This window comes from Streptomyces sp. NBC_00094, assembly GCF_026343125.1.
GTDB lineage: Bacteria > Actinomycetota > Actinomycetes > Streptomycetales > Streptomycetaceae > Streptomyces.
This window is the reverse complement of sequence record NZ_JAPEMB010000001.1, coordinates 6,236,688-6,260,953: the sequence shown is the minus strand read 5'-3', so window position 1 is coordinate 6,260,953 and position 24,266 is coordinate 6,236,688. Positions and strand designations below refer to the sequence as shown.

The 24,266-nt window shown below is 72.5% G+C and carries 21 protein-coding genes; 5 read left to right on the top strand and 16 right to left on the bottom strand.

All coding sequences use genetic code 11. The features are described 5' to 3' along the window. Positions 1-64 precede the first annotated feature (64 nt). The 4 genes from OG580_RS27750 to OG580_RS27735 form a co-directional block, all read right to left on the bottom strand. Positions 65-1,753 carry a recombinase family protein gene (locus tag OG580_RS27750; RefSeq protein ID WP_267046379.1) on the bottom strand — a complete coding sequence of 563 codons (1,689 nt, stop codon included), beginning with the start codon at positions 1,751-1,753 and terminating at the stop codon, positions 65-67. Positions 1,754-1,787: 34 nt separating this feature from the next. After that, positions 1,788-1,907: a hypothetical protein gene (locus tag OG580_RS27745; protein ID WP_267046378.1), complete on the bottom strand. Its 120-nt coding sequence runs from the start codon at positions 1,905-1,907 to the stop codon at positions 1,788-1,790. A 137-nt stretch (positions 1,908-2,044) separates the two neighbouring features. Continuing rightward, positions 2,045-2,953, bottom strand: coding sequence for a homocysteine S-methyltransferase (gene mmuM, locus OG580_RS27740; RefSeq protein ID WP_267046377.1), 909 nt, complete (start codon positions 2,951-2,953; stop codon positions 2,045-2,047). Positions 2,954-2,966: 13 nt separating this feature from the next. Further along, positions 2,967-3,890, bottom strand: a complete 924-nt coding sequence (locus OG580_RS27735; RefSeq protein WP_267046376.1) for an LLM class F420-dependent oxidoreductase — start codon at positions 3,888-3,890, stop codon at positions 2,967-2,969. Positions 3,891-4,139: 249 nt separating this feature from the next. Here OG580_RS27735 and OG580_RS27730 point away from each other — a divergent pair, with 249 nt between their 5' ends. After that, positions 4,140-4,478 carry a hypothetical protein gene (locus OG580_RS27730; RefSeq protein ID WP_267046375.1) on the top strand — a complete coding sequence of 113 codons (339 nt, stop codon included), beginning with the start codon at positions 4,140-4,142 and terminating at the stop codon, positions 4,476-4,478. A 40-nt stretch (positions 4,479-4,518) separates the two neighbouring features. On the opposite strand, the gene OG580_RS27725 is transcribed toward OG580_RS27730, so the two are convergent. The 5 genes from OG580_RS27725 to OG580_RS27705 all read right to left on the bottom strand — a co-directional run bounded on the left by OG580_RS27725 (position 4,519) and on the right by OG580_RS27705 (position 8,571). After that, positions 4,519-5,004, bottom strand: coding sequence for a DUF6099 family protein (locus OG580_RS27725; protein ID WP_267046374.1), 486 nt, complete (start codon positions 5,002-5,004; stop codon positions 4,519-4,521). A 126-nt stretch (positions 5,005-5,130) separates the two neighbouring features. Continuing rightward, positions 5,131-5,538: a nucleotide pyrophosphohydrolase gene (locus OG580_RS27720; RefSeq protein WP_267048148.1), complete on the bottom strand. Its 408-nt coding sequence runs from the start codon at positions 5,536-5,538 to the stop codon at positions 5,131-5,133. Positions 5,539-5,654: 116 nt separating this feature from the next. After that, complete coding sequence (locus OG580_RS27715) at positions 5,655-7,013, bottom strand: ATP-binding protein (protein WP_267046373.1); 1,359 nt, start codon at positions 7,011-7,013, stop codon at positions 5,655-5,657. 55 nt (positions 7,014-7,068) lie between these two features. Continuing rightward, positions 7,069-7,500 (bottom strand): cell division protein SepF, encoded by a 432-nt coding sequence (locus OG580_RS27710; RefSeq protein WP_267046372.1) that lies wholly within the window; start codon positions 7,498-7,500, stop codon positions 7,069-7,071. Between the two features lie 162 nt (positions 7,501-7,662). After that, positions 7,663-8,571: a LysR family transcriptional regulator gene (locus OG580_RS27705; RefSeq protein ID WP_267046371.1), complete on the bottom strand. Its 909-nt coding sequence runs from the start codon at positions 8,569-8,571 to the stop codon at positions 7,663-7,665. A 72-nt stretch (positions 8,572-8,643) separates the two neighbouring features. On the opposite strand from OG580_RS27705, the gene OG580_RS27700 reads away from it, so the two are divergent. After that, positions 8,644-9,033: a RidA family protein gene (locus tag OG580_RS27700; protein WP_267046370.1), complete on the top strand. Its 390-nt coding sequence runs from the start codon at positions 8,644-8,646 to the stop codon at positions 9,031-9,033. Positions 9,034-9,075: 42 nt separating this feature from the next. Here OG580_RS27700 and OG580_RS27695 read toward each other — a convergent pair whose 3' ends face one another. From OG580_RS27695 to OG580_RS27665, 7 genes are all read right to left on the bottom strand, one after another. Continuing rightward, positions 9,076-10,299: a PLP-dependent aminotransferase family protein gene (locus OG580_RS27695; protein WP_267046369.1), complete on the bottom strand. Its 1,224-nt coding sequence runs from the start codon at positions 10,297-10,299 to the stop codon at positions 9,076-9,078. A gap of 128 nt (positions 10,300-10,427) precedes the next feature. Continuing rightward, a complete protein-coding gene (locus tag OG580_RS27690; RefSeq protein WP_267046368.1) occupies positions 10,428-11,123 on the bottom strand; it encodes a GntR family transcriptional regulator in 696 nt (231 codons plus the stop codon). Positions 11,124-11,267: 144 nt separating this feature from the next. After that, a complete protein-coding gene (locus tag OG580_RS27685) occupies positions 11,268-12,272 on the bottom strand; it encodes a proline racemase family protein (RefSeq protein WP_267046367.1) in 1,005 nt (334 codons plus the stop codon). Positions 12,273-12,429: 157 nt separating this feature from the next. Beyond that, complete coding sequence (locus OG580_RS27680) at positions 12,430-13,344, bottom strand: dihydrodipicolinate synthase family protein (RefSeq protein WP_267046366.1); 915 nt, start codon at positions 13,342-13,344, stop codon at positions 12,430-12,432. Between the two features lie 86 nt (positions 13,345-13,430). Then, positions 13,431-14,306, bottom strand: a complete 876-nt coding sequence (locus OG580_RS27675) for a metallophosphoesterase (RefSeq protein ID WP_267046365.1) — start codon at positions 14,304-14,306, stop codon at positions 13,431-13,433. A gap of 42 nt (positions 14,307-14,348) precedes the next feature. Next, positions 14,349-15,155, bottom strand: coding sequence for a putative protein N(5)-glutamine methyltransferase (locus OG580_RS27670; RefSeq protein ID WP_267046364.1), 807 nt, complete (start codon positions 15,153-15,155; stop codon positions 14,349-14,351). A gap of 77 nt (positions 15,156-15,232) precedes the next feature. After that, entirely contained in the window at positions 15,233-18,835 is a 3,603-nt protein-coding gene (locus OG580_RS27665) for a CHAT domain-containing protein (protein WP_267046363.1), read from the bottom strand. Positions 18,836-19,332: 497 nt separating this feature from the next. On the opposite strand from OG580_RS27665, the gene OG580_RS27660 reads away from it, so the two are divergent. Genes OG580_RS27660 through OG580_RS27650 form a run of 3 tightly spaced genes read left to right on the top strand, consistent with a single transcriptional unit; the run spans position 19,333 to position 24,217 of the window. After that, complete coding sequence (locus OG580_RS27660) at positions 19,333-22,854, top strand: CHAT domain-containing protein (protein WP_267046362.1); 3,522 nt, start codon at positions 19,333-19,335, stop codon at positions 22,852-22,854. Beyond that, positions 22,851-23,537: a hypothetical protein gene (locus OG580_RS27655; protein WP_267046361.1), complete on the top strand. Its 687-nt coding sequence runs from the start codon at positions 22,851-22,853 to the stop codon at positions 23,535-23,537. The genes OG580_RS27660 and OG580_RS27655 overlap by 4 nt, the downstream gene beginning before the upstream one ends. Further along, the gene (locus tag OG580_RS27650; protein WP_267046360.1) at positions 23,537-24,217 is read left to right on the top strand and encodes an RES family NAD+ phosphorylase; all 681 of its coding nucleotides are present in this window, start codon (positions 23,537-23,539) and stop codon (positions 24,215-24,217) included. Before OG580_RS27655 ends, OG580_RS27650 begins: the two co-directional genes overlap by 1 nt. Positions 24,218-24,266: the final 49 nt, after the last annotated feature.

Below are 24,266 nucleotides of genomic sequence, written 5' to 3'. Positions count from 1 at the left end.
GGCCTTTATTCTGAATTCAATTCACTGAAAACAATAAAGCCCCGCATTTCTGCGAGGCTTTACTTTATGAATTATCTTTATCTTCTCCGAATAGCCCTGACAGGACGTCGGGTACCGGGTCTGTGACGAACTCTCGCAGCTCAGGGGCAGTCCAGTGCGCTGGCACGTTCCAGCTCGACACCTGCCATCCCTCTACTGACGCAGCGTCAAGCCCTGCTGCTCGGGCAAGCTCTTTCAGGTCACCAAGCGATACGACAGCCCCGTGGGCAACGTTGGGAATGGCGTTCTTCCATGCCCAGACCTTGACGCCCCTGCCTGTCAGGTAGTCCCTGCGTTCATCGGTCCGCATGCCGCCCCACTTCTGCGCCAGCGTGAGCCCCGTGGGCACGTAGCGGGTGACCGCAGGACGGACGGGCTTGGCCTTGAGTTCTTTCTGCTTCCTGGTGAGGTTCCCGTGCATCCGCCAGTAGGACTCTTCTTTCTCGGGGTCGTCGTACTTGCCGTTCTCATAGTCCTTCTCCAGGCGCAGCAGACGCGCCGTGACCTGTTCCAGCTCTGCCGTGTGGTCCTCCCCCGGCTCAGTCACCTTGACGACCTCTGCAAGCTCTCCGAGACGGCTCAGTAGGGCATCCTCGAAGATCTCGTTCAGCAGAGCCTCAGGGATGCGCACGGGAGAGCTACAGGGCGTTCCCTTGGAGTGGGACGTACAGGAGTAGTGCCGGTAGGTCTTGACCTCTCCTGACGCCAACGTCTTCTTGAGCCGGTGACAGAAGAGCCGCGCACCGCAGCTACCGCAGTAGCCAGTACCAGTGAGCAGCGATGCTTCGTTGGTCCGCCGGATGTTTGACAGTCCACGGGAGGTGACCGCCTGCACCGTGGCTTGCCACTCTGCCTGAGTGAGGATCGGATACTCGGTCGCCATGACCGGGTTACCTTCGTCGTCCTCGAACGGCTCCCCCTTGTAGGCCAGGAAGCCAGCGCAGGAAGGGTGCTTGAGGATGCGCTGCACAACCTGAGGGCTCCACTTGGTCCCCTGCGCCTCTGTGAGCGCCTTCCCGTCTCTGTGCTTGGTCTTCTGCCCCCTCAGGACCCGCAGGTGGTCACGCCACGTCAGTACACCCTTGGCGTTCAGCTCACGGGCTAGCTGGTTGGTGGACACGCCTGCCCGTACCCGCTCTGACATCTCCTTGACCAGCTTGGAGTAGGTGGGCTCAGGGATGAGGACGTAGTGCCGGCCGTCCGGGGACTCCTCGTAGAGGTAGCCGCAGGGCGTTGTACCGCCAGCGAACAGGCCGTTCCTGCGCAGGTAGGACCGAGCGTCAGAGACACGCTGCCGGATCTTCCGCAGCTCTGCTGCCGCCTGTGTCGCCTTGGCATAGGCGATGAGCCGTCCTGTCTCCGTGGAGATGTCGAACGACGGATCGTCCAGGACAACGAGGAGCTTGCCCCAGTCCAGGACGTTCTTTACGAACGCCATGAAGTGGAGATCGTCACGGCTCAGCCGGTCCTGTGTGGTGACCGCCAAGACGTCCCACTGTTCTCGCCCTTCCTCGGTGAGCCACGGGCCCATGGATGGGCGGTCGGGGAGGTCTATCGAGCCAGAGACGGACCGGTCCTCAACTACACCCGCTACGGCGTAGCTGTACTGCTGCGCCCATGCGTCCAGCTTCTCCAACTGCCGGGCGATGGAAGTTGATTCGTCGGTGTCGACGCTGATGCGCGCGGCGAGCAGCGCTCTCTGGGGGTTGGTCATGGCCCAGAGGCTAGCGTGGTTTCAACCAGGGCATCTACGGAGTGCCGTGCGAGGTCGAGAACGCCTGCGCCCGCTCGGGATGCTTGTGCAGCAGAAATCCGAGATCGGTCGCGGGTCGCTCCGGGTTGCCGGTCGTGCTGATAGTCAGGAACACACGTCCGAGTATGAGTCGCCCCTCCCCTCCCGACCAGACATTTTCCGCGCGCCCCGACGCCCCGACGCCCCGTCACCCCTTCCTGCCCGCTCCCGCCCCTTGCCGACCCGCCCCCGCGGGACGGCGAGGGCAGGGCGTCAGGTCCCGGGCGTCAGCGCTCGGGCCACGGTGGCGATCGTGGGCGGGCCGACGCGGCAGCAGCCGCCGATCAGACGGGCGCCTGCTCCCGCCCAGGCGGCGGCCCGGGACGGGTCGAAGGTGGAGTCGCCGCGCCAGCCGCGCGCGTCGGCGTCCCACCGTTCCCCGCTGTTCGGGTAGGCGACGGCCGGTTTCCCCGTCACGGCGACGGCGAGCTCCACCGCGGCCCCCACTCCGTCCGGGTCGCAGCAGTTGACGCCCACCGCCACCACCTGGTCGTTCCCCGCGGCGACCGCGAAGGCCCCCGCCAGCTCCTGCCCGGCCCTCGTCCGCCCTCCCTCGACCGTGTACGACAGCCACACGGGCACCCCGCACCCCTCGACCGCCCGCAGCAGCGCCTCCGCCTCGTCGGTGTCGGGCACCGTCTCCAGCGCCAGGACGTCGGGCCCGGCCGCGGCCAGCACCTCGATCCGGGGCCGATGGAACCGTTCGAGCTCCCGCACCGACAGCCCGTACCGTCCCCGGTACTCGCTCCCGTCCGCGAGCATCGCGCCGTACGGCCCGACGGACGCGGCGACCCAGACCTCCTCCCCGATCCCCTCGCCCGCGGCCCGGGCGAGCTCCACGCTCCGGGCGAGGAGCCGTGCCGTCCCCGTCCGGCTCACGCCCCGCCGGGCGAAGCCCTCGAAGGTCGCCTGGTAGCCGGCGGTGGTGACCACCCGGGCGCCGGCCCGCACGTACGCCGCGTGGGCCGCCTCGATCTGCTCGGGCCCGTCGGCCAGGAGCCGCGCGGACCAGAGCGCGTCCGAGAGGTCGCAGCCCTGCGCCTCCAGCTGGTTGGACAGCCCGCCGTCCAGGACGAGCGGGCCCTCGCCGAGGGCTTCGGCGAACGCACGGACCGGTTTCATCGCCTCACCCCGCTCATCCCAGCTGCGACTGGACCCGCGCGGAGATCAGCTCCAGATGGTCCAGGTCGTCCAGGTCGAGGACCTGGAGGTAGACCCGGGAGGAGCCGATGGCCGCGTACCGCCCGAGCTTGTCGACGACCTCGGCGGGCGAACCCGCGAGACCGTTCGCCTTCAACTCGTCCACGTCCCGCCCGATGGCGGCGGCCCGGCGGGCCACCTCGGCGTCGTCCTTGCCGACACAGACCACGAGCGCGTTGGAGTACACGAGGTCGCCGGGCGGCCGTCCCGCCGACTCCGCCGCTGCCCGGACCCGGCCGAACTGCCGCTCGCTGTCCTCCAGTGAGGCGAACGGGATGTTGAACTCGTCCGCGTACCGCGCGGCCAGCCTCGGGGTGCGGCTCGCGCCGTGCCCGCCGATCAGCACGGGGATCCGGTCCTGCGCGGGCTTGGGCAGGGCCGGCGAGTCGGTGAGGCGGTAGTACTCCCCCTCGTAGGAGAAGGTCTTCCCGAGCCCGGTCTCCCACAGTCCGGTGACGATCGCCAGCTGCTCCTCCAGCCGGCCGAACCTCTCCTTCGGGAACGGGATGCCGTAGGCCTTGTGCTCCTCCTCGAACCAGCCCGCACCGAGGCCCAGTTCGACCCGGCCACCGGACATCCGATCCACCTGGGCGACCTGGATGGCGAGGACGCCGGGAAGCCGGAACGTACCGGCGGTCATCAGGGTGCCGAGACGGATCCGCTTCGTCTCCCGGGCCAGACCGGCCAGGGTGATCCAGGCGTCCGTCGGTCCCGGAAGTCCGTCGGACGAGCCCATGCTCAGGTAATGATCGGAGCGGAAGAAGGCATCGAATCCGAGCTCCTCGGTGGCCCGGGCCACCGTGAGGAGGGTGTCGTATTCGGCCCCCTGCTGGGGTTCCGTGAAGATGCGAAGATCCATACCTCCATCCTGCACCGCCGGGTGCGTGTCAACCTCTCCGTCACCTCACGGACCGCTCCGGCCCGGTCGGGTGAATATCCGTCCCCCTGGCGGGCCGCGTCCGCCCTGGCCAGTGACCGGGGCCGGGGACCCGTCGTTGGCTCGGGCGGAGCCGGACCGCCCGGCCCACGTGCCGGCGGCCGCTGCCGGTGCGTCGCTCTCTCTCGTGTCCCCGTCCACGGCGGCGGGGTCCGGGCCGAGGAGGCCGCCATGTCCCAGGAAGCCGCGCCGGAGCGGGCCGTGCCCGCGCAGTCTGTGCCGCAGTCCGTGCCCGAGCAGAAGGACGCCGGCGCTCCCAAGGGCCTGCTCCAGCAGATGGAGGAGCTGATGGCGGCGCTCTCCGCCGACCTCTCCCAGCTGGACGCCGACATCCAGTCCTCGGCCGAGCGCCTGGACCCGGAGCCCCTCCAGCCCGACCCGAACCAGTCCGGCCCGAACCAGTCCGGCCCCGAGTATCCCGGCGCCGACGACGGCCAGTACGGAGCCGGCCGGCAGGGAACCGAGGATCGCGGCTCCGATCAGTACCGCGGCGACACACGGTCCTCCTAGAGCCACCCCCGCACCGCCCCGGCCGATCGCCGTCCGCCGTTCACGCCGGACCCGGTCCGGGGCCCGCCCGGCCTCGGGCCGGGTCGGGCGGCCGGGCCCGCTCCCGATCGCGCACGGCCAGCCGCCGCAGCATCCCGCCCACCCGGTCGTTCGACTCGTCGACCGCGTCGATGGCCTCGATACACTGCCAGTAGAGCCCCTCCTCGTCGGTGGCACAGGCGACCCCGACGAGCGCGATCCCGACCTCCCCGAGCAAGGCCCCCAGCGCGGTCAACGCCGCGGTCGGATCGCCGACTTCCGTCAGCTGCGCCGCACGCGGCCCACCGGCCCCCCACGCCGGGTACTCCCCGATCTCGCTCAGCCCCCGCGCCTCGCCGCGCAGCTCCAGCGGTCCGCAGAGCGCCAGATGACTTCCTATCGCCTGGGCGAGCGCCTGCGCCTGCCAGGCCTCCGCCACGATGTCCTGTGCCGTCCCGCTTCCCGCCAACGCGTGCCGCCCGGCCGCGATGAGCCGCTCTGCTTCCATCAACGCCGCCCCCGTTCGTACGACTTACTGCCCACTCATTCCACTACCCAGAGTGAGGCCGCCTGAGCCCCGACACCAGGGGAATTCGGAAATCTGTGGACAGTAGGCTCGACGGGGAAAACTCGATCACTCCGAAGAGTGACGATCTCCTGTCCCGGCCCCCTCGCCGCCCTCTCCACCACGCCGACGGACGGGAAAACGCACCTCATTCCTGTCGATCTTCGCCGCGAGCGCCACCAGCGGATCGACCCCGAGCACCGCGCAGAACTGGAGCAGATAGGCGAGCACGTCCGCCACCTCGTCCGCGACCCGGTGCGCCGACTCAGGTTCGTCCATCACCCGTTCCGCCTGCTCAGGGGTCAACCACTGGAAGATTTCGAGGAGTTCGGACGCTTCCACGCTCAGGGCCGCGGCCAGGTTCTTGGGCGTGTGGTACGGCTGCCAGTCCCGCGCGGCCGCGAACTCGACCAGCCTGCGCTGCAGCGCGGCCACGTCGCCGCCCGTCACACCCTCGCCCGCCGCGTCGCCGCGCATCAGACTCTCACCCTCCGCGTCGCCGCGCATCAGACTCTCGCCCGCCACGTCACCCCCCGCCACAACCTCACCCTTCACGTCGCCCGCCACGTCCTCGCCGCCCGTCTCGTCGTCCGTCACGCGCTCAGGTCTACCACCGTCACCCCGGGCGTCCGCCGCGCCTCCCCCGCCGCCCTCTCCCCGGCCGTCCCCACGACACGGATGTGCCCGTCGGCGGCGACGCCCACCGCGAGGCCGAGCAGTCCGCGCACCTGGCGCACGTCGAGCCCCCGGTCGAGCCCGTCGGTGAGCAGGGTCAGGCTCTGCATGGCCTCGGGCACCTCGGCGATCCGGTCCATCGCCAGCACCCCGGGGCCCGTGAGCAGGGTGAGCGCCAGGGCGAGGTAGCGCAGTTCGCCGTCGCCGAGACGCCCGAGCGGGGTCGCGGGCCGGCCGTCCCGTTCCAGGACCGCGCGGACGGTGCCGTCCGGCAGTTCCCGGACGCCGACCCCGGTGACGGGTCCCGCGCAGCCGGCTCCCGCCACGGCCGCGAGGCGCTGGTGGCGGCGCGGGCAGTCCGTGTGGGTGCGGTGCAGGACCTCGGCGAGGTTGGCGCAGTCGCGCCGTAGCCGTCCTTCGCCGGGGAGGACGGGGGCCCGCATCCCTTCGGGCCGGGGGTCGCACGGGAAGGCCGATCGCAGTCCGATGACCACCTGCTCGGCGGCGGCCAGGACCTGCAGCTGGCCGGGGGTCTTGCCCGCGACCCGCAGCGGGAGCAGGGCCGTACCGAGCAGGTCGTCGGGGAGTGGTGCGCGGGTGACGGGGGTGGCGCCGGCCGTGTGCCACTCGGCCTGGACGGTGCTGCGGCCGGGGTCGCGGAGGGCGGTGGCGAGCAGGGTGCGGCCCCGGCCGGTGAGTCGCTCGCCGACGATACGGAGCCGGGGCTCGGCCTGGACGGCGAGGTCGAGGTGGACCGGGCCGGCCGGGCCGTCGACCGTGCACCCGATCCGGAAGCCGCGTCGGCCCTGGGCGTCGGGCCGGGCGCGTTCGGGGACGCAGTCGGCCGCGTCGGGGAAGACCTCGTCGAGGGAGTCGCCCGCGCCGAGCCTGGCCAGCGCCTCGTACGCCCGCAGGGTGGTGGACTTGCCGCTGCCGCTGGGCCCGGCGAAGAGGGTGACCGGTCCGAGCGCGTGGACGGCGCCGCGGTGGCCAGCGAACGCGGACAGGCGCAGTTCGGTGACGGTCGGCCGGGCGGCCCGCCGCCGGGTCCCTGTCACCGTCGCGGCCCCTGTCACCGTCGCGGCCCGTGTCACCGCTGCGGCTCCGGTCACGGACCTGCCCAGGCGCTCCGCCCCGGCCGGTCCTCGCGCCTCGGGTACGGCACCGGTGACGGTGACCGCGGCGGGGGCGACGGAAGGAAGCGGCCCGGAGGAAACGGTGCCGGAGGGGTGGGCGTCTGGCATGCGGGCGAGCGTGCTGCCGCCGTTGAAGTCCATGCCCGGACCGTACGCAGCCCGCTACCTGACGAACCGTTACGTCCAGATGACCTTCCTACGAACGGGGGACGCCGGCGGCCCTGCCGCCCACGGTCTCCTCCTCGTCCTCGTCCTCCGCGCCCTCGACCTCCGTACCGGCCGGGGCCAGGAGGAAAACGTTCCGGTCGACGCGGTGCATCCCGCTGCCGAGGCCGAAGACGACCCCGCTGCTGAAGTCGAGGATGCGCTTGGCGACGTCGGTGTCGGCGCTCGTCAGATCGAGGAGGACCGGGATCTGCGCGATGAGGTACTCGGCGACCTCACGGGCGTCGGCGAACACCTGGACCCGCAGCACGACCATGCGGCGCTGCTCGGCGGACTCGTACTGCTCGGGGATCGTGCGGTGGTCGACCCTGGACGGCCATTCGTCACGGCCGCGCAGGGGCACGACCTGGGCGAGGCCCTCCCACTGCTCGTCGGTGACGTCGTACCTCTCGTACCTACTCATGCGCACATCCTCCCGCTCCTCACCCGTTCGGCCCAACAACGACACGAGGTGATGACCCGGGAGTAGGGCGCCGAGGGCTCCGGGAAGACGCGGGGGACGCCGGGAGGACGCCGGGAGAGCGTCGGGAGGGCGCGAGAAGGGCGTGAGGAGGAGGTCAGGCGGCTAGGGTCCGTCCGGCGGATCTTGACTGATGGTCTCCAGCAGGTTCATCACCAGAGGGCTTTGGTCGTCCTTGCGCCAGGCGACGGCGACTCGCGTACGGGCGGTGCCGGGTTCGATCCTGCGGAAGGCGACGCCTTTGAGGCGGATGCGCCGGATGCTCGCCGGGGCCAGGGAGACGCCCAGACCGGTTTCCACGAGCGCGCACACGGTCTGCCACTCCACTGCGTGCTGGGCTATCCGCGGCGTGAAGCCTGCTGCGGTGCACAGGCCGGTGATCTGGTCGTGCAGCCGTGGGCCGACCTCACGGGGCAGCAGCACGAAGGGCGAGTCTGCCAACTGCGCAAGCTGCACGGTCCGTTGGGCGGCCAGAGGGTGGGTGGTCGGCAGCACAGCCACAAAGGGCTCGCTGAGTACCGTCCTGAAGTCGATCTCTGCCTCGGCGGCGGGGGGTTCGCGCAGCAAGCCGATGTCGATGGTCTTGTCGTGCAGGGCAGCGATCTGCGGCGTGGTGGTCATCTCGCAGATGTCCAGGTGCACGTCGGGGTACCGCTGCCGGAAGGTGCGCAGCAGGCCGGGCAGGACGGTCAGGGCGAGGGAGGCGGAAAAACCGATCCGTAGGCGGCCGGCCTGACCGCTGCCAACGGCCCGGGCTGCGGCAAGGCCGTCCGCAAGGTCGGTGAGGGCCCGCCGCGCGGCAGGCAGCAGTTCGCGGCCGGCCGGGGTGAGCGTGACGCGTCCTGGTTCGCGGCTGAACAGCGCGTGGCCGATCTTGTCTTCCAGGCGGCGGATCTGCTGGCTCAGCGGCGGTTGGGCGATGCCCAGGCGGGCGGCCGCGTGGCCGAAGTGGAGTTCCTCGGCGAGCACGACGAAGGCGTGCAGCTGCGGGAGGGGAAGTTCGGGTCGGTCCATACGCCCAGAGATATCAGGTCATGCATGAGGACGTATTAGACGTATCGGCACTGGCCACTTAGCGTTCGGCGCATGACAGAGCGACGTGTGATCCTCAGCGGCTCGACCTTTGAGGAGCAGATCGGCTATGCCCGTGCCGTGGTCGACGGCGACTGGGTGCATGTGTCCGGGACGACCGGCTTCGACTACACCACCATGACGATCTCCGACGACGTGGTGGAGCAGGCCGAGCAGTGCCTGCGCAACATCGAGGCCGCGCTGACCGAGGCGAAGTGCACCTTCACCGACGTGGTGCGGGTGCGCTACCTGCTGCCCGAGCGCGAGGACTTCGAGCCCTGCTGGCCGGTCCTGCGCCGCTGCTTCGGCGACGTCCGACCGGCCGCCACGATGCTCGTGTGCGGTCTCGCCGACCCCCGCATGAAGATCGAGATAGAGGTGTACGCGCGCCGGGCCACCGCGTAGCAGCGCGATCCGCTCTGGGGGAACGGGGGCATCGTGCCCGCGTCAGGCGAAGGTCTTCGCCAGTCGGCGTAGGCCCTCCCGGATCTCCTCGGCCGAGTGGGTGGTGAACGACAGCCGCATCGCGCTCGGGTCCGGCTCCCCGCAGAAGAACGGCGCCCCCGGCACGTACGCCACCTCGTGGCCGACGGCGGTCGTGAGGAGAGCCGTCGCGTCGTGGCCCTCGGGCAAGGTCACCCAGATGAACATGCCGCCGTCGGGCCGGTTCCAACGGCTGCCGTCGGGCAGCGCGGCCGGCAGGCCTTCGAGCATCGCGTCCCTGCGCTCCTGGTACGCGGCGCGCATGACGGCGACGTGCGCGTCGAGGTCACTGTCGCGCAGATAGCGTGCGGCCGCGGCCTGGTCGATGGTCGACGTGTGCAGGTCGGCGGCCTGCTTGGCGATCACGCACGCGCGGCGCAGCGCGGCGGGGGCGCGCAGGAATCCGAGGCGGAGCCCGGGGGCCATCACCTTGGAGAAGGAGCCGAGGAGGACGGTCCGGTCGGCGGCCGCGGGGTCGGCGGCGATCCAGGGGACGCGCTCGCCGTCGTAGCGGAGTTCGCCGTACGGGTCGTCCTCGACGATCCAGAAGCCGTGCCGCGCGGCGGCGTCGGCGACGGCGGCGCGGCGCTCGGCGGGGAGCGTACGGCCCGTGGGGTTCTGGAAGGTGGGGACGAGGTAGAGGAGCGTGGCCTTCTCGCGCGCCGCGATCTCCTCCAGCGCGGCCGGGACGATGCCCTGGTCGTCGGTGGGGACGGGGACGACCCGGGCGCCGGCGAAGGCGAAGGTCTGGAGGGCCGCGAGGTAGCAGGGGTCCTCGACGAGCACGACGCCGCCCGGTTCGACGAGGGCGGTGGTGAGGAGGGTGAGCGCCTGCTGCGAGCCGGTGGTGATCAGCAGGTCGTCGGGGTCCGTGGGCAGTTCGCGCGCCGCGAGCCGGCCGGCGATCGCGGTGCGCAGCTCCGGGTCGCCCTCGGTGGTCGAGTACTGGAGCGCCTGCTGCGGGTTATCCGCCAGGACGCGGTCGTACGCCGCCCGGATCCCCGCGACGTCGAACAGCTCGGGGGCGGGCAGGCCCCCGGCGAAGGAGATCACCTCGGGTCGCGCGGTGAGCGCCAGGAGCTCCCGTACCGGCGAGGCCGCGACGCCGGCCAGCCGCGAGGCGATGCCGGGGGCCGGCTTCGAGGCGGCGGAGGCTGTGCTCACGGACGTCGGGGCGGCAGAATGCATGGCGTCAGCATATACACATCACCCGCCCTGCCCAGGGAGCGTGAATCCCCCTGGACAGAGGCGAGTTGGGGGTCCCGGCGTGCCTCGCGACGGCGGTCGCGCGACCGGCCGGGAGCCCGTCCGGCGCCCTATCGGGTCGCGCCCCGACCAGCCGGTTCGTCGCGTGCGTCGGCCCAGAGGGAACGCACGTGGCCGAGGTGGCGGAGCATGCAGGCCTCGGCGCCCCGGGCGTCGCCGGCCAGCATCAGATCGAGGAGTTCGAGGTGCTCCTCGGCGGAGGAGACCAGCTTGCCCGCCTCGTCGAGGCCGGTCAGGCCGTACAGGCGGGAGCGCTTGCGCAGATCCCCCACGGTCTCGACCAGACGCTCGTTGCCGGAGAGGGCGAGCAGGGCGAGATGGAAGCGGCGGTCGGCCTCCAGGTAGCCGATGAGGTCGTGCTCCCGGGCCCGGGACACGATCTCCTCGGCGACCGGACGGAGTTCCTCCAGCTGTTCCCTGGTGGCCCTCTCCGTGACGCGGCCGATCGTGGGGACCTCGATGAGGGTGCGCAGTTCGGTGAACTGGTCGAGGTCCCGCTCGCTCACCTCGGTGATGCGGAAGCCCTTGTTGCGTACGGGCTCGACCAGGCCTTCCCGGGCCAGGTCGAGCATCGCCTCGCGGACGGGGGTCGCGGAGACGCCCAGGTCGCCGGCGAGCCCCGGGGCCGAGTAGACCTGCCCAGGGCGGAGCTCACCGGCTATCAGGGCTGCCCTGAGGGCATGCCCGACCTGGTCACGGAGCCGTTCGTGCGCTCTCACGAGACCGTACTGCTTCAGGTCACCCATCGTGCGTCCTCCGAAAGTAACGGAGGGGCATCGTACAATGTCACGTTTCTTTGAGTCCCGGGGCGGAGGGGACCTGACGCGGGAGGCCGGAAAACGGTCGGACGAGAGGTCGCACGAGAGGTCGTACGACAGGTCGGCGTGGGGTCAGAGGAGGAAGCCGGCCGGGAAGGGGTCGTGGGGGTCGAGGAAGTACTGCGCGGTGCCGGTGATCCAGGCGCGGCCGGTGACCGTCGGGACGACGGCGGGCAGGCCGCCGACCTCCGTCTCGCCGACGAGTCGCCCGGTGAACTCCGTACCGATGAAGGATTCGTTGACGAAGTCGGTGTCGAGCGGGAGTTCGCCGCGGGCGTGCAGCTGGGCCATGCGCGCCGAGGTGCCGGTGCCGCAGGGAGAGCGGTCGAACCAGCCCGGGTGGATGGCCATGGCGTGCCGCGAGCGGCGGGCGTCGGAGCCCGGCGCGGCCAGGTAGACGTGCTTCACGCCGGCGAAGGCCGGGTCCTCGGGGTGGACGGGCCGGTCGGGACCGGCGTTGATCGACTCCATGACGGCGAGTCCGGCCGCGAGCAGCTCGTCCTTGTGGGCGCGGTCGAACGGCAGCCCCAGGGAGTCGAGTTCGACGAACGCGTAGAAGTTTCCGCCGTAGGCGAGGTCGTAGGTGACGGTGCCGAGGCCGGGCACCTCCGTCTTGAGGTCGAGCGCGACGGAGAACGCGGGCACGTTGGTGAAGGTGACGGAGCACGCCCGGCCGTCCTCGACGCGGACGTCGACGCTGACGAGGCCGGCCGGGGTGTCGAGGCGGACGGTGGTGACCGGTTCGACGACCGGCACCATGCCCGTCTCGACCAGGACCGTCGCGACGCCGATGGTGCCGTGGCCGCACATCGGCAGCAGGCCGGACACCTCGATGTAGAGCACGCCGTAGTCGGCGTCGGGGCGGGTGGGCGGCTGCAGGATCGCGCCGCTCATCGCCGCGTGACCGCGCGGTTCGAACATCAGGAGGGTACGGAGGTGGTCCATGTGCTCGATGAAGTGCAGCCGGCGCTCGGCCATCGTGGCGCCGGGGATGACCCCGACACCGCCGGTGATCACGCGCGTGGGCATGCCCTCGGTGTGCGAGTCGACGGCGTGGAAGACATGACGCGTACGCATGGGATCCCTTCGGACGTACGGACGGGTGAGGTTCCTGGTGCGGTGCGGGTGCGGTGCAAGTGCGGGTGCGGGTGCGGGTGCGGGTGCGGGTGCGGGTGCGCCCAGTCCTTCAAGCGCCCAGGCCTTCAAACGCTCAGGCCTTCAAGCCCTCAGGCGCTCACGCGTGCCCCTCGGCAAGGGCCTTCTCGGTCGCGGCGCGGACGACGGTGTCCTGCTCGGGCGTGAGCGGCGCACGGGGAGGCCGGGTGACTCCGCCGTGGCGCCCGGCGAGGTCCATGGAGAGCTTGATCGCCTGGACGAACTCGACCTTGGAGTCCCAACGCAGCAGCGGGTGAAGGGACTTGTAGAGCGGGAGCGCGGTGGCGAGATCGCCGGCGACGGCGGCTCGGTAGAGCGTCACGCAGCTGCGGGGCAGGGCGTTCGGATACCCCGCGATCCAGCCGACCGCGCCGGCGAGGGCCAGCTCCAGGAGGACGTCGTCGGCGCCGATCAGCAGGTCGAGCTCGGGGGCGAGCTCGGCGATCTCGTACGCCCTGCGGACGTCCCCGCTGAACTCCTTCACGGCGACGATGCTGCCGTCGGCGTGCAGGCTCGCGAGCAGGGCGGGGGTGAGATCGACCTTGGTGTCGAGCGGGTTGTTGTACGCGACGACGGGCAGCCCGGCGTCGGCGACCTCCGCGTAGTGGGCGCGTACGGCGCGCTCGTCGGCCCGGTAGGCGTTGGGCGGCAGCAGCAGGACCGACCCGGCCCCGGCCCCGGCGGCCTGCTCGGCCCAGCGGCGGGACTCGGCACTCCCGTACGCGGCGACGCCGGGCATGACCCTGGCTCCGTCGCCCGCCGCCTCGACGGCCGTCCGCACGACCCGGGCCCGCTCCTCGTCGGTGAGGGTCTGGTACTCACCGAGGGAACCGTTCGGGACGACCCCGTCGCAGCCGTTGGCGATCAGCCAGGCCACGTGCTCGGCGTACGCGTCGTAGTCGACGGAACGGTCGTCGCGCAGGGGGAGCGCGGTGGCGACCATGATCCCGTGCCAGGGGTGGGCACGGTGGGCCGGGGCATGCTCGTGGGCCATGAAGAACTCCCTTATATGGTGTGTGACATTTTATCCATCCGCGAGTGGGCGACAAGGGGCTGACAAGGGTTGATCGACGCGGTCGGTCAGCCGGCCGCGGGGGGCACGGGGCTCGCGGCCGCTCTCGGCGCGAGGACCGGGCGCGGGACGTTCCTGGGGTGGCCGGGGCGCTTCCACTCCCTCGGGTAGCCCACCGACACCTCCTCGAAGCGGACGCCGTCGTGCCAGGTGGTCCGGGGGATGTGGAGGTGGCCGTAGACGGCCACGGCGGTGTGGAACCGGCGGTGCCAGTCCGCGGTGCGTTCCGTGCCGCACCACTGGGCGAACTCCGGGTAGCGCAGGATCCTCGTGGGTTCCCGGTCCAGGGGCCAGTGGTTGACCAGGACGAACGGGACGTCGGGGTCGTCGCACTCCGCGAGGCGCCGCTCGGTGGCGGCCACCCGTGCCTCGCACCAGTCCTCGCGGCCCGCGTACGGGTCGGGGTGCAGGAAGAACTCGTCGGTGCACACCACCCCCGCCTCGTAGGCCTGGGCGAGCGACTCCTCCTTGTTCGCGGCCGTGGGGGTGCGGAAGGTGTAGTCGTACAGCGTGAACAGCGGCGCGACGCGGACCGGGCCGCCCTCCCCCTCCCACAGCGCGTACGGATCCTCCGGGGTGAGCACCCCCAGCCCGCGGCAGACGTCCACGAGGTACTCGTACCGCGCGACGCCCCGCAGCTGGACCGGGTCCTCCTCCGGGGTCCACAGCTCGTGGTTGCCCGGGGTCCAGATCACCTGGGCGAACCTCTCACTGAGCGTCCGCAGGGCCCAGGTGATCTGCTCGGTCAGCTCTCCCACGTCACCCGCGACGATCAGCCAGTCCCCGTCCGACGCCGGGCGGAGACCTTCGACGATCTGCCGGTTCTCCGCGTGGGCGACGTGCAGGTCGCTGATGGCGAGGAGCTGCGGCCGACGCTCATCCATGGGTACCTCGTTCTCCATGCCGGTGGTCGGTTCGGGTGGGGGTCAGGAGGCGCCGGGCGCGTCCGAGCGGGTCGCGATGATCACGGTGGCGTCCAGCTCGTCGTCCGTGGCCACCCGTGCGCGCAGACCGGCGCCGGTGACCGCCGCCACGGCCTCGTCGGCCTGCCGCTCGCTGGTCTCGAAGAGCAGGACGCCGCTCGGCGCGAGCCACTCGGCCGCCTCGGCGACGACGCGACGGAGGATTTCGAGACCGTCCACGCCGCCGTCGAGAGCCACCCGCGCCTCGTGGTCACGGGCCTCGGCCGGCAGCAGCTCGATCTCGACGGTGGGTACGTACGGGACGTTGGACAGCAGGACGTCCACGCGGCCCTTCAGTCCGGCGGGCAGCGGCGCGAAGAGGTCGCCCTCGTAGACCGTGCCCCCGGCCGGGGTGACATTGCGCCGGGCGCAGCGGACGGCGGCGGGGTCGACGTCCGCCGCGTGCAGCTCGACATCCTCCAGGGCGGCGGCGAGGGCGACGCCCAGCGCGCCGGAGCCGCAGCACAGGTCGACGACGACCGCCCGCGCCGGGGCGAGCAGCGCGGCCTCCCGGACGAGTGCCTCCGTACGCCTCCGGGGGACGAACACCTCCGCGTCGACCTCGATGCGCAGGCCGCGGAACTCCGCGTAGCCGACGACGTGCTCCAGCGGCAGACCGACGGCCCGGCGCTCGACCATCTCCTCCAGTGCGGCGGCGTCACCGGCCGCAGACATGATCATCTCCGCCTCGTCCTCGGCGAACACGCAGCCCGCCTTCCGGAGGCGGGAAACGATGGCGGAGGTGGAGTGGTCCAGCGAAGGAATCGACACGAAGGCCCTTTCGACGTGCGGTGGTCACGTGCGCGGGCCGAGGCTCTGAGCACGGATCACCACACTATCGGACCGGTTCATCTCGTCTCCTTCTCCGAGCAGTTGCACCGTCCGAGGGCCACCCGGGACGGGCCCGGGTGACCCTGGTGGATGAAGGCGGCCCAGGCCGCCGGGCGGTGCAGCTCCGGACCGCCCGCCAGTTCGTGGAGCAGGTCGGCGCTGAGCGATCCCGGGTTCTCGCGCTCGGGATCGAGCATCCACATCTGCGCGGCCCGGAGCGCGTCGACGGGGCTCAGCCCGTCGACGGCCACGTAGTGGTGGAACACGGCCATCATCAGCGCCGCGGCGGAGTCCTGGGTGGCCCAGCGGGATCCCACCACGTCCCGCGCCCCGCTCGCCACGAAGGCCGTCGTGAGGGTGAGCGCCTCGTCGTGGTCACGCTTGCTCAGGTCCGTCTCGCAGGCACTGAGCACCACCAGCGGCCCGTCGGCGGGTTCCTGCCGGCCGGCGTGGTCGAGCGACTGGTCCGGCGACCGGTCCGGCGACCGGTCCATCGAACCGGCGTCGCCCGGCGGGCGGTCGAGCAGGCGCGAGACGGTCAGCAGGCCGGCGTTCCGGTGCTCCTCCGAGGCCTCCGCGTCGGGCGCCAGACGCAGCGCGGACGCGGTCGGGCTGGTGCCGGCCGAGCCGTGGCACGCCACGTGGAGTACGGAAGGGCCGGCGGCCAGCGCGGCGAGGAGTTCGTCCGGGGTGCCGAGCGCCACGGGCTCGACGGGCGGTTCGTAGAACTCCCCGTACAGGAGCGCCTCCGGGTACAGGGCCTGCTGAAGCCCCGCCACCTCCAGCTCCACGTACGGCAGGGTCATGGTGGGGTCGGCCACCAGGACGGGTGCGGCGGCCGGGGCGCGGCGTGCGCGGCGGACCGTGCTCAGGAACTGACGGCCGGAGGCGGCGTAACTGATCACCATGATCTGGCAGGCGTAGTCGCTCGGTGCCGCGGCCGGCAGACGGGCCGCGTGCCAGGGCACGATCCCGAGGCGCCCGCAGGGCACCAGCACGATCCGGGGAGGGCCGGGGCGGCCCCTGCGCCGGTGCTCGTTCGCGGCGAGCCGCTCCGTGATACCGCTCATCACCGGGGCGATCACCGCCGACGTCGCCCACTCGCAGAGCTCGGCCAGCGCGTCCTCCCAGGCCTGCGCGGCCGCGGGGACGCCGGGTCGCTCCTGGTACGCGGCGGCCGCGTCGAGGTAGCGCTCCAGGGGGCCGCTCCGCTCGCCGGACAGGTAGGGCAGCGCGCGAACGCCGGTGCCGGTGTCGGGTCCCACCATGACCCCCATGCCCGGCGTGGCTCCCTCGCCCTCGATCAGGTAGACCAGCGCGTCCGCGTCGGCCTCGGCGACCCCGGCCTTGAGCTCGTCGACCGTGGGCGTACGGAAGAGCACACCGTCCGGGTCCCGGTGGCCCAGGGCCGCCAGGGCGCGACGGCGCAGGGAGCTGGGCAGTTCCCTGGGGAGTTCCCTGGGGAGTTCCCTGGGGAGCGCGTGGGGTGTCATGCCGTCGACGGGGGCGGGGACTTCCTGGGTGGCGGGTCGGGGTCCGGGTTCGCTTCCGGGTCCGGGTCCGGGTCCGGGTCCGGACCCGGGCCCTCCGTCGTCCGCCGCGGCTCGCCACTCCTCCGCGAGGTCGTGGTGGCCGAGGGATTCCAGCAGCTCGGGCACCGCCCGCGAGGTGGACGCCGCCTGCAGCACCAGGGCACGGCCCAGTTCCAGGGCGGCCACCGCCTCCTCGACCCGGCCCTGTGAGCCGGCCCAGCGGGCGGCCCGTACCCCGCGGTCCGCCCCGGAACGGGCGGCCAGCAGGCCGTGGTCGGGGCCGACCTGGAGGACGACGTCACCGGCGAGCGCCTGCAGCGACTCCATCGCCGCGTCCGTGGCGGCGTCCCGGTCCGCCGGGTCCTCGGTGCGGCCCAGACGCATGCGGTAGTTCTCCGCGAGCTGCCACAGGGCGGGGGCGGCGATCTGCGGCGACCCGCCCTGCCGGATGTCCTCGCGGACCAGCTCGAGACCGCTGATGGAGGCGTCCAGATCGGCGGGGTCCTGGGTGGTGGAGTACCGCAGGGACGCCGTGAGGGCGGCGAGGTACCGGGTGCCCGTCGACGCCCGCGGACCCGGCGGTAGGGGCGCGGGCATGAGGTCAGGGGTGCCGCCCAGCACGGCCCGTGAGGCCTGGAACGCCTCGCGGACCGCCCCGAGCTGCGCCTCGGAGATTCCGAGGTCCGCCGCGGGCCCGGCCGCGAGCGCCGCCTCCTGCTGCGCCAGGCCGCGTACGACCGTCTCGGTGTCGCCGGTACGCCCGCCGAGCGAGGCGAGTGCGGTGCCGTGGGCCAGCTCCACCATCCGGCGGAAGCGGTGGTCGGCGGGCGTGGAACGTTCGAGCGCGGCCAGTTCGCCCATCAGCCGCCGGTGCTCCTCGTCGCTCTCCGACTCCTCCTCCGCCAGCAGTCGCATGAGGAGATCGCTCGTGCGGACCGCGACGGCGAGGTCGCCCGCTCCGGGATCACCGGCCGACCACTCCGCGAAGTGCTCGATGATCGACTCCCTGTGCCGACCGGCCTCGCCGCTGTCCGCGCGGCTGCCTCCGAGGGGCCCTGCCAGCTGGAGAACCAGCCGCATCAGGTTCTCGATCTCGGCGCCCCGGCCGTGCCCCGCCGGCAGGCGGTCGTGCTCTCCGCCCAGCCGCTTCAGAAGCCGGTCGAGGCTCTTGGGATCACCGGTGCGCATGGCCTCCTGCACACCCAGCAGGGAGGCGAGCCACGCGCCGGTGACGGCGGTGTCGGCGGTGTCGGAGTCGGCCTGGGGGTCGGGGAGCGGGGTCGGCTCACGATCGACCGGGGTCGGGGTCGGGGTCGGGGTCGGCGCCAGGGTCTGGGGCGGAATCGGAATCGGGATCGGAATCGGCGTCGGGTCCGGGGGCGGGGGCGGCGTCGGCGTGTCGGGCAGGGACGCCATCAGCCCCATCAGAGTCCGCAGTTCGTCGCCGAACGGCATGTCGGGAGGCAGCATCGACAGCAGCGTCTCCGGGTCGGAGAGGTCGGTCCGTGCCATGTACGACACGATGTCCTCCATCTGCCGCAGCCGGTCCGCCAGCTCCTGCGGCACCGACATCTGCCGGACCTCGGCGGCCAGTCCCGCGATCCGCGCCGCCTCGGCGGCCGCCTCGCCGGGCGCCGCCGCCATGGAACGGTCGAAGACGGCCCAGATGTCCCCCGGCTCCCCGACGGGGCGTCCCGGCTCCGCCTGTCCCGCCGCCAGCAGCAGGAACATCGCCGCCCACTGCCGGTCCTCGTCCGTCATCCGCTCCCCGGCGGCCGTCGCCGGGTCCCGCACCTCGTCCAGCAGGCTCCGGACCCGTGCCGGGTCGTCCGCCGTGCCGCAGCCGGTGGCGTAACGCGTGGCGAGCAGGCCGCCGAGGACCAGCGTGACCTTGCCGAGCAGTTCCCGATCGTGGTCCAGGAGGCCCCGCAACTGGGTGAGTTCGGCGACCGGACCCTCGAACTCCTGGGCCGGCACCGGGTTCCCGTCCCTCCCCCGGCCGATCAGCCGGGCCCCGCGCTCGGTCGCCTCGGTGGCCCAGGCCCGAAGCGCCCGGATCCCCCCGCTGCTCTCCTCGTCTCCCACCATGCCTCCACGCCCCCGTCCGTCACGGTACGGCCGTTCCGTCGCTCCGTGGCCCATGATGGCCACAGGGCGCCGCCCGCAACACCTGCCGTTCGTCAACTTCCCCTGCATTGACCTGAATTCGAGCCACGGTTCGCTCCCCCGCCGCTCGGCTCCCCCCACTGTCCCCGACCCCACTGGTCGACAACAGGGCGAACAGCGGGCGATCTCCGGTACCGCCCTTCACGCGGCGCGCCCTCCCCTGCTTCGCTGGCCGCTCGGGGGAACGGGGGAAAGGGAAGGCAGCGTGGACATCGGCGTGCTCGACGCACGACCGGCCCCTGTCGTGGGTGTCGGGGGCGTCGTCGGCGTCGTCGGCACGCCGATGTCCGCGTTGCCGACCCGACGGGGAGACCGGGCAAGTCCCGGCGGCGCCCGCGACGGATCGGCATAGTGGTGACTCGACGACGGTCGAGGGCAGTTGAGGGCTGTGGGGGCCACTGAGGGCCCGGAGAGGCGGGATGCCGGTGAGTCCGGAGGAGAGCGGTGGCGTTCAGGGGCTGCGCGCCTGGGTGGCGGACGCCACGGAGCGGGTCCGGCAGCTGCTCCCCGGATTGGGGGCCGGTCAGCTCCTGCCGCGGGCCACCGAGGCCTCCGTGGCCGAACTCGAGCAGCTCGCCCGGCTGGTGGACCACCACGAGGAGCTGCGGGGCTCGGTGACGGTGTGGCTGGCCGGTGCGCTGACCCTGCGGCACGCAGCCGGCGGCGGCACGGAGGCGGATCGCGAGCGTGCCGAGGAGCTGCTGAGGGAGGCCCGCGACCGTACGACTCCACTGGGCGCGTCGGTGGCCGAGGAGGACCGGCGCTGGGCGGCGCTCTTCCTGACGAGCCACCTCTCTCCGGTGCAGCCGCAGGCGGGCTTCGGGCCCGCACCCGACCTCTCCGGCATGATCGACCGGATCATGAAGGAGGGGCCGGCGGGGATGCTCGCCGTGGCGACGGAGATCCAGTCCCTGATGACGGAGGTACTGGAGCTCCCCCTGCCGCCGGAGGTGCTGGATCCCCTGCGCCAGGCACAGGCGGCCATGGCGGCCCCTTCGACCCAGGCGCTCTCCGACCTGGTGGCGGGGATGACGCCCGCCGGGTCGCCGTTCGCGAGCCAGTCGCGCCAGATGATGGAGCGGATCTTCGGGTCCGCCGCCGCCTCGGGCTTCGGAGGCGTACGAGAGGAACCCGGGCCGACCTCGAACCCGACCCCGCCGACCCCGACCCCGACCCCGACCCCGACCCCGACCCCGGACTCTGTCCCGAACCCGCCGACCCCGAACCCGGACCCGGACCCAACCCCGGACCCGGACCCGACCCCGGACCCGACCCCGAGTGCGAGCACCGCTGCCGCTCCCCCGGAGTCCCGGCCCCTGCCCTCCTTGGAGGACATCCGGAACATCGCCGTCGCGATGGACGCCGTCAACGCGACCTCCGACGGCCTGGAGGCCCTCCTCCGGAGCGGCGATCCCCGGGCCCTCGACCAGCTCCTCGCCAGGCTGCGCACCGCGCAGGACCTGTCGCTCCCGGGTGTGGACCAGACACCGGCCATGGAGAGCCTGCGCGTGCTGCTCCTCGGCATCAGCCAGGCCATGGGCGGCACCCGTCAGGACGCGGAGGCCGGTCGCGACCACATCCCCACGCTCCTCGGGCACCTGAAGGGGATCGCCGGAGCCCTGCCCGAGAGCTTCGGCGATCCCCTCATCCTGGGTCGCACGCTGGAGATCAGTGCGCGGGCGATGGAGGCTCGGGAGACCGAGGACGTCGACACCCTTCGGGACCTCCTCCGGCAGGCCGAGGCGCTGGACGCCACCGTCCCCGCGGAGGAGCCGCTCCGGTTCGCGGTCGACGGGATGCTCGGCTCGGTGCACGCCGCGCTCGGCATCGTGACCCGCGACAAAGAGGCGCTGCTGAAGGCCCTGCCGTACATCGAGAAGGGGGCGACCGGCGCCAAGGAGAGCGAGCTGCCGTTCGCCCGCGAACTCCCCCAGCCGTGGATGCAGAACTTCGACCTGCTCCGCGACGCCATCACGGGTGAGCCGACGTCGTTCACCGAACACGTCTCCCCGCCCCCGGACGCCTCACCGGAGGACCTGCACAGCTCGGCGCTCGCCCTGGGCATGCGCTTCGGCCGGGAACGGGATCCGGCCGTGCTCGACGCCATGATCGACGAGCTCGAGCGGCTGCGGGACCTCGTACGCGAGGGCAGGGCGCCACGGATCGCCGCCGACGCGCTGTGGCACCTGGCCGAGGCGTACCACATGCGTGCCCTCCTCAAGGAGGAGGAGCCCGACCCGACGGACACCCACACCCTGGACGCGGCCGAGGAGGCGCTGGCCGCCCTGGCCGCCGACGTCCTCCTCCAGGCGGGCGCCGAGCACGGCCTGCTCGCCGCCCGTACCGGTGCCAGCAGGGGCGTGCGAGCGGCCCGGATGGCCGCGGCCTACGGCCGGCTGCCCCGGGCCGTGGCCGCCCTGGAACAGGGGCGGGCGCTGGTCCTCCAGGCCGCCTCCACCTCGTCGGCCGTGCCCGAACTCCTGGAGGCCGCCGGACGCCACGACCTCGCCGAGGCCTGGCGGGCGGCCACCCATACCGGCGAGGCCTGGCGGGCGGCCACCCCTACCGGCGACGCCACGGATCCCGGCCCGCGCCCGTCCGCGACCGCGTCCGGAGAGGTCCCCGGTCTGCTGCCGAGCTCCCTGCGCCGCGAGGCCCTCGACGCCCTCGGCTACCGCCGGGAAGGCGGCCCGTCCGGTACGCCCACGCCGGCCGAACTCGCGGACGGGCTCGCCGAGGCGGGTGCGGACGTGCTCCTCTACCTCGTCGCCGGGGACGAGCAGGGCCCCGGCCTCGTCATCGCGGTGGGGCCGGAGCTCGGACTCGGCGCGGGCGCCCTGCCCCAGCTGACCGACGTCGAGGACAGTCCCTTGGAGCGGTACGTCGACGCCGCGGCGGCCCTGGACGGCGACCCGGAGGACGAGCTCCTCACCCAGGCGTGGGAGGACGCCCTCGACGAACTGTGCGACTGGGCCTTCCCCGTACTCGCCCCGGTCCTCGGCGGGATGGAGGAGCGCCTCTCGGCAGCCGACGGCACCTGGGACGAGGACCGGACGCTCCGCGTGGTCCTGGTGCCCTGCGGGCGCCTCGGCATCGTCCCGTGGCACGCCGCGCGCTTCCCGGCCGAGGCGACCCACGACCGGCTCTGCCAGGCGGCGGTCATCAGCTACGCGTCGTCCGGCAGCCAGTTCCTGCGGACGGTGGGACGCGCGCCACGGGACCCGGCGGCCGCCCCCGCGCTGCTCGCCGACCCGGACATGACCCTGGAGTACGCGGACACCGAAGTCTCCGCCCTGCGCGACGCGTTCTACCCGCACGCCCGGCTGTACGGCACGCTGTACGACACGAAGCCCGAGGACATGGCGCCCGGCACGCCCGACGCCGTCCTGGGCCTCCTCGCCGACGACACCTCCGTGCTGCACCTGGTCACGCACGGGTCGGCGGGCGTCCGCCCCACGGTCTCCGCCCTGGATCTCGAGACCGCCGAGAACGAACCGACCAAGCTCACCGTCACCCAGCTGCTCGACCGAGGGGGTCGCCGGGACGCCGCCGACGGGCCGCTGGTGATCCTGAGCGCCTGCCAGACCGATCTGAGCGCGCGGGACCACGACGAGGCCCTGACCCTCACCACGGCGTTCATCGCCGCGGGGGCGCGGGACGTCGTGGGGTCGCGGTGGCTGGCGCAGGACAGCGCGTCGGCGCTGCTGATGGCGGTGTTCCACCACTACCTCACCGTCGACGGGCTCAGCCCCGTGGACGCCCTGAGGGCCGCGCAGATGTGGATGCTCGACCCGCGCCGCGAGAACCCGGGCTCCCTCCAGGGGGACCTGCTCCGCGAGATGGAGCGTCCGGGGCGGGACCGGACCGCGCTCTGGGCCGCCTTCATCCACCAGGGGCACCCGGGCCCGAGCACGACGAACACAGGAGAAGGAACCGTATGAACGAGGAGGGCCGCGGACCATCCGCGGAGCCGCTGCTCGCCCTGATCGGCGAGCACCGGGACACCATCCGTACGGCGCTCGACGACGATCAGTACGCGCTGCTGCTCAGCCGGCTGAGGGCACTCGCCGAAGCACCGCCGCACGACGACCGAGGCGTCCGCAAGGCGCTGCAGGGCGTCAAACTGGCGCTGCGGCCACTGCCGTTCGACCATCCGGTGCGCACCTCGCTGGACGGCGTACGGCTCGTCTCGGCGCCCCCCGGGCCGACGACCGTGACGGATGCGCTGGCACTGGTCGACCTGTTGGCGAGCCCGGAACCGACGCCGCCGGCCACCCCGGACCCGACGGCTTCGGCCGACGCCCTGCTCCGGGAACCGGCCCTCTCCTCGGCCGAGGCGGCGGCCCGGTGCGGAGGCACCCCGCCGCCCGAGCTGATCAGGCTGCCGGCCCCGCCGCACGGCGACCGCTACCCGGAGTTCCAGTTCCCCGCGGGCGGCGGCACCCCGCACGAGGTGGTCCTCACGGTCAACCGGCTGCTCCTCGCGGACATCGACCCCCGGGGCGCCGCGTCCTGGTGGCTCGGCGGCAACAGCTGGCTGGGCGGGACCCCCGCGGAGCTCCTGGGACGGTTGCCCGACCACGAGCTCGTCGGCGCGGCGGCCACCCTCGTGGAGGGAGAGTGATGAACGACCGCACGCACGGGATCACGTTCTTCCCCATGATTGAGGAGGAACTGCACCCCAACCTCAAGACGATCCCGGCCGGCACGGAGCTGTGGCGGGTGCACAAGTCCACGTACAGGGCAGGCCAGTTCAACCCGAAGCTCGCGGACATCCATTTCTTCGGCGGCCGTTTCGAGGGCACGCCCCTGGACCCGTACCACAGCCTGTACGTGGCCGACAGCGGCCTGACGGCCGTCGCGGAGAGCATGCTGCGTTCCGTCGCCTGGAACGGCACGATGCGGGAGATCCCCTACGCCGTCGCCCACGGCAGGTCGCTGAGCGTGCTGCGCACGACGTGCGACCTGACGGTGGTCTCCCTCATCGAGGAGAAGGACCTGGCGGCCGTCCGCCGGACCGCCGACCTCCTCGACGACGAACGGAGTTACGCGACGGCGCGGCGCTGGGCGAGCGAGATCCGGGCGCAGGCCCCCGATGCCCTGGGCCTGGTCTGGCAGTCGCGCCGGAACCGGCCGCAGGAGGCCATGGTCCTCTTCCACGACCGCTTCGACGCCCTCCCCGGCCCGGCCCTCGAGGTGCTGCCGGGGCGGGGGATCGCGGATCTCGGCTCCCCGGAGGGCCTTGAGGAGGTGAACCGGCTCCTCGACCCGCTGAGCGCGAGGGTGTCGCAGCCCCTGCGATGACACCCGCCGGGAGCGCTCCCGGGCCGCCCCCGGGCCTTCTGTTACCGGC

Excerpts from the sequence above, each read along its gene's own strand:
- OG580_RS27710 (WP_267046372.1), bottom strand. The coding sequence starts at position 7,500 with ATGAGTAGGTACGAGAGGTACGACGTCACCGACGAGCAGTGGGAGGGC.
- mmuM (WP_267046377.1), bottom strand. The coding sequence starts at position 2,953 with ATGAAACCGGTCCGTGCGTTCGCCGAAGCCCTCGGCGAGGGCCCGCTC.
- OG580_RS27665 (WP_267046363.1), bottom strand. The coding sequence starts at position 18,835 with ATGGTGGGAGACGAGGAGAGCAGCGGGGGGATCCGGGCGCTTCGGGCC.
- OG580_RS27705 (WP_267046371.1), bottom strand. The coding sequence starts at position 8,571 with ATGGACCGACCCGAACTTCCCCTCCCGCAGCTGCACGCCTTCGTCGTG.
- OG580_RS27715 (WP_267046373.1), bottom strand. The coding sequence starts at position 7,013 with ATGGACTTCAACGGCGGCAGCACGCTCGCCCGCATGCCAGACGCCCAC.
- OG580_RS27750 (WP_267046379.1), bottom strand. The coding sequence starts at position 1,753 with ATGACCAACCCCCAGAGAGCGCTGCTCGCCGCGCGCATCAGCGTCGAC.
- OG580_RS27725 (WP_267046374.1), bottom strand. The coding sequence starts at position 5,004 with ATGGAAGCAGAGCGGCTCATCGCGGCCGGGCGGCACGCGTTGGCGGGA.
- OG580_RS27675 (WP_267046365.1), bottom strand. The coding sequence starts at position 14,306 with ATGGATGAGCGTCGGCCGCAGCTCCTCGCCATCAGCGACCTGCACGTC.
- OG580_RS27655 (WP_267046361.1), top strand. The coding sequence starts at position 22,851 with ATGAACGAGGAGGGCCGCGGACCATCCGCGGAGCCGCTGCTCGCCCTG.
- OG580_RS27680 (WP_267046366.1), bottom strand. The coding sequence starts at position 13,344 with ATGGCCCACGAGCATGCCCCGGCCCACCGTGCCCACCCCTGGCACGGG.
- OG580_RS27690 (WP_267046368.1), bottom strand. The coding sequence starts at position 11,123 with ATGGGTGACCTGAAGCAGTACGGTCTCGTGAGAGCGCACGAACGGCTC.
- OG580_RS27730 (WP_267046375.1), top strand. The coding sequence starts at position 4,140 with ATGTCCCAGGAAGCCGCGCCGGAGCGGGCCGTGCCCGCGCAGTCTGTG.
- OG580_RS27685 (WP_267046367.1), bottom strand. The coding sequence starts at position 12,272 with ATGCGTACGCGTCATGTCTTCCACGCCGTCGACTCGCACACCGAGGGC.
- OG580_RS27735 (WP_267046376.1), bottom strand. The coding sequence starts at position 3,890 with ATGGATCTTCGCATCTTCACGGAACCCCAGCAGGGGGCCGAATACGAC.
- OG580_RS27700 (WP_267046370.1), top strand. The coding sequence starts at position 8,644 with ATGACAGAGCGACGTGTGATCCTCAGCGGCTCGACCTTTGAGGAGCAG.
- OG580_RS27660 (WP_267046362.1), top strand. The coding sequence starts at position 19,333 with ATGCCGGTGAGTCCGGAGGAGAGCGGTGGCGTTCAGGGGCTGCGCGCC.
- OG580_RS27695 (WP_267046369.1), bottom strand. The coding sequence starts at position 10,299 with ATGCATTCTGCCGCCCCGACGTCCGTGAGCACAGCCTCCGCCGCCTCG.
- OG580_RS27650 (WP_267046360.1), top strand. The coding sequence starts at position 23,537 with ATGAACGACCGCACGCACGGGATCACGTTCTTCCCCATGATTGAGGAG.
- OG580_RS27720 (WP_267048148.1), bottom strand. The coding sequence starts at position 5,538 with ATGCGCGGCGACGCGGCGGGCGAGGGTGTGACGGGCGGCGACGTGGCC.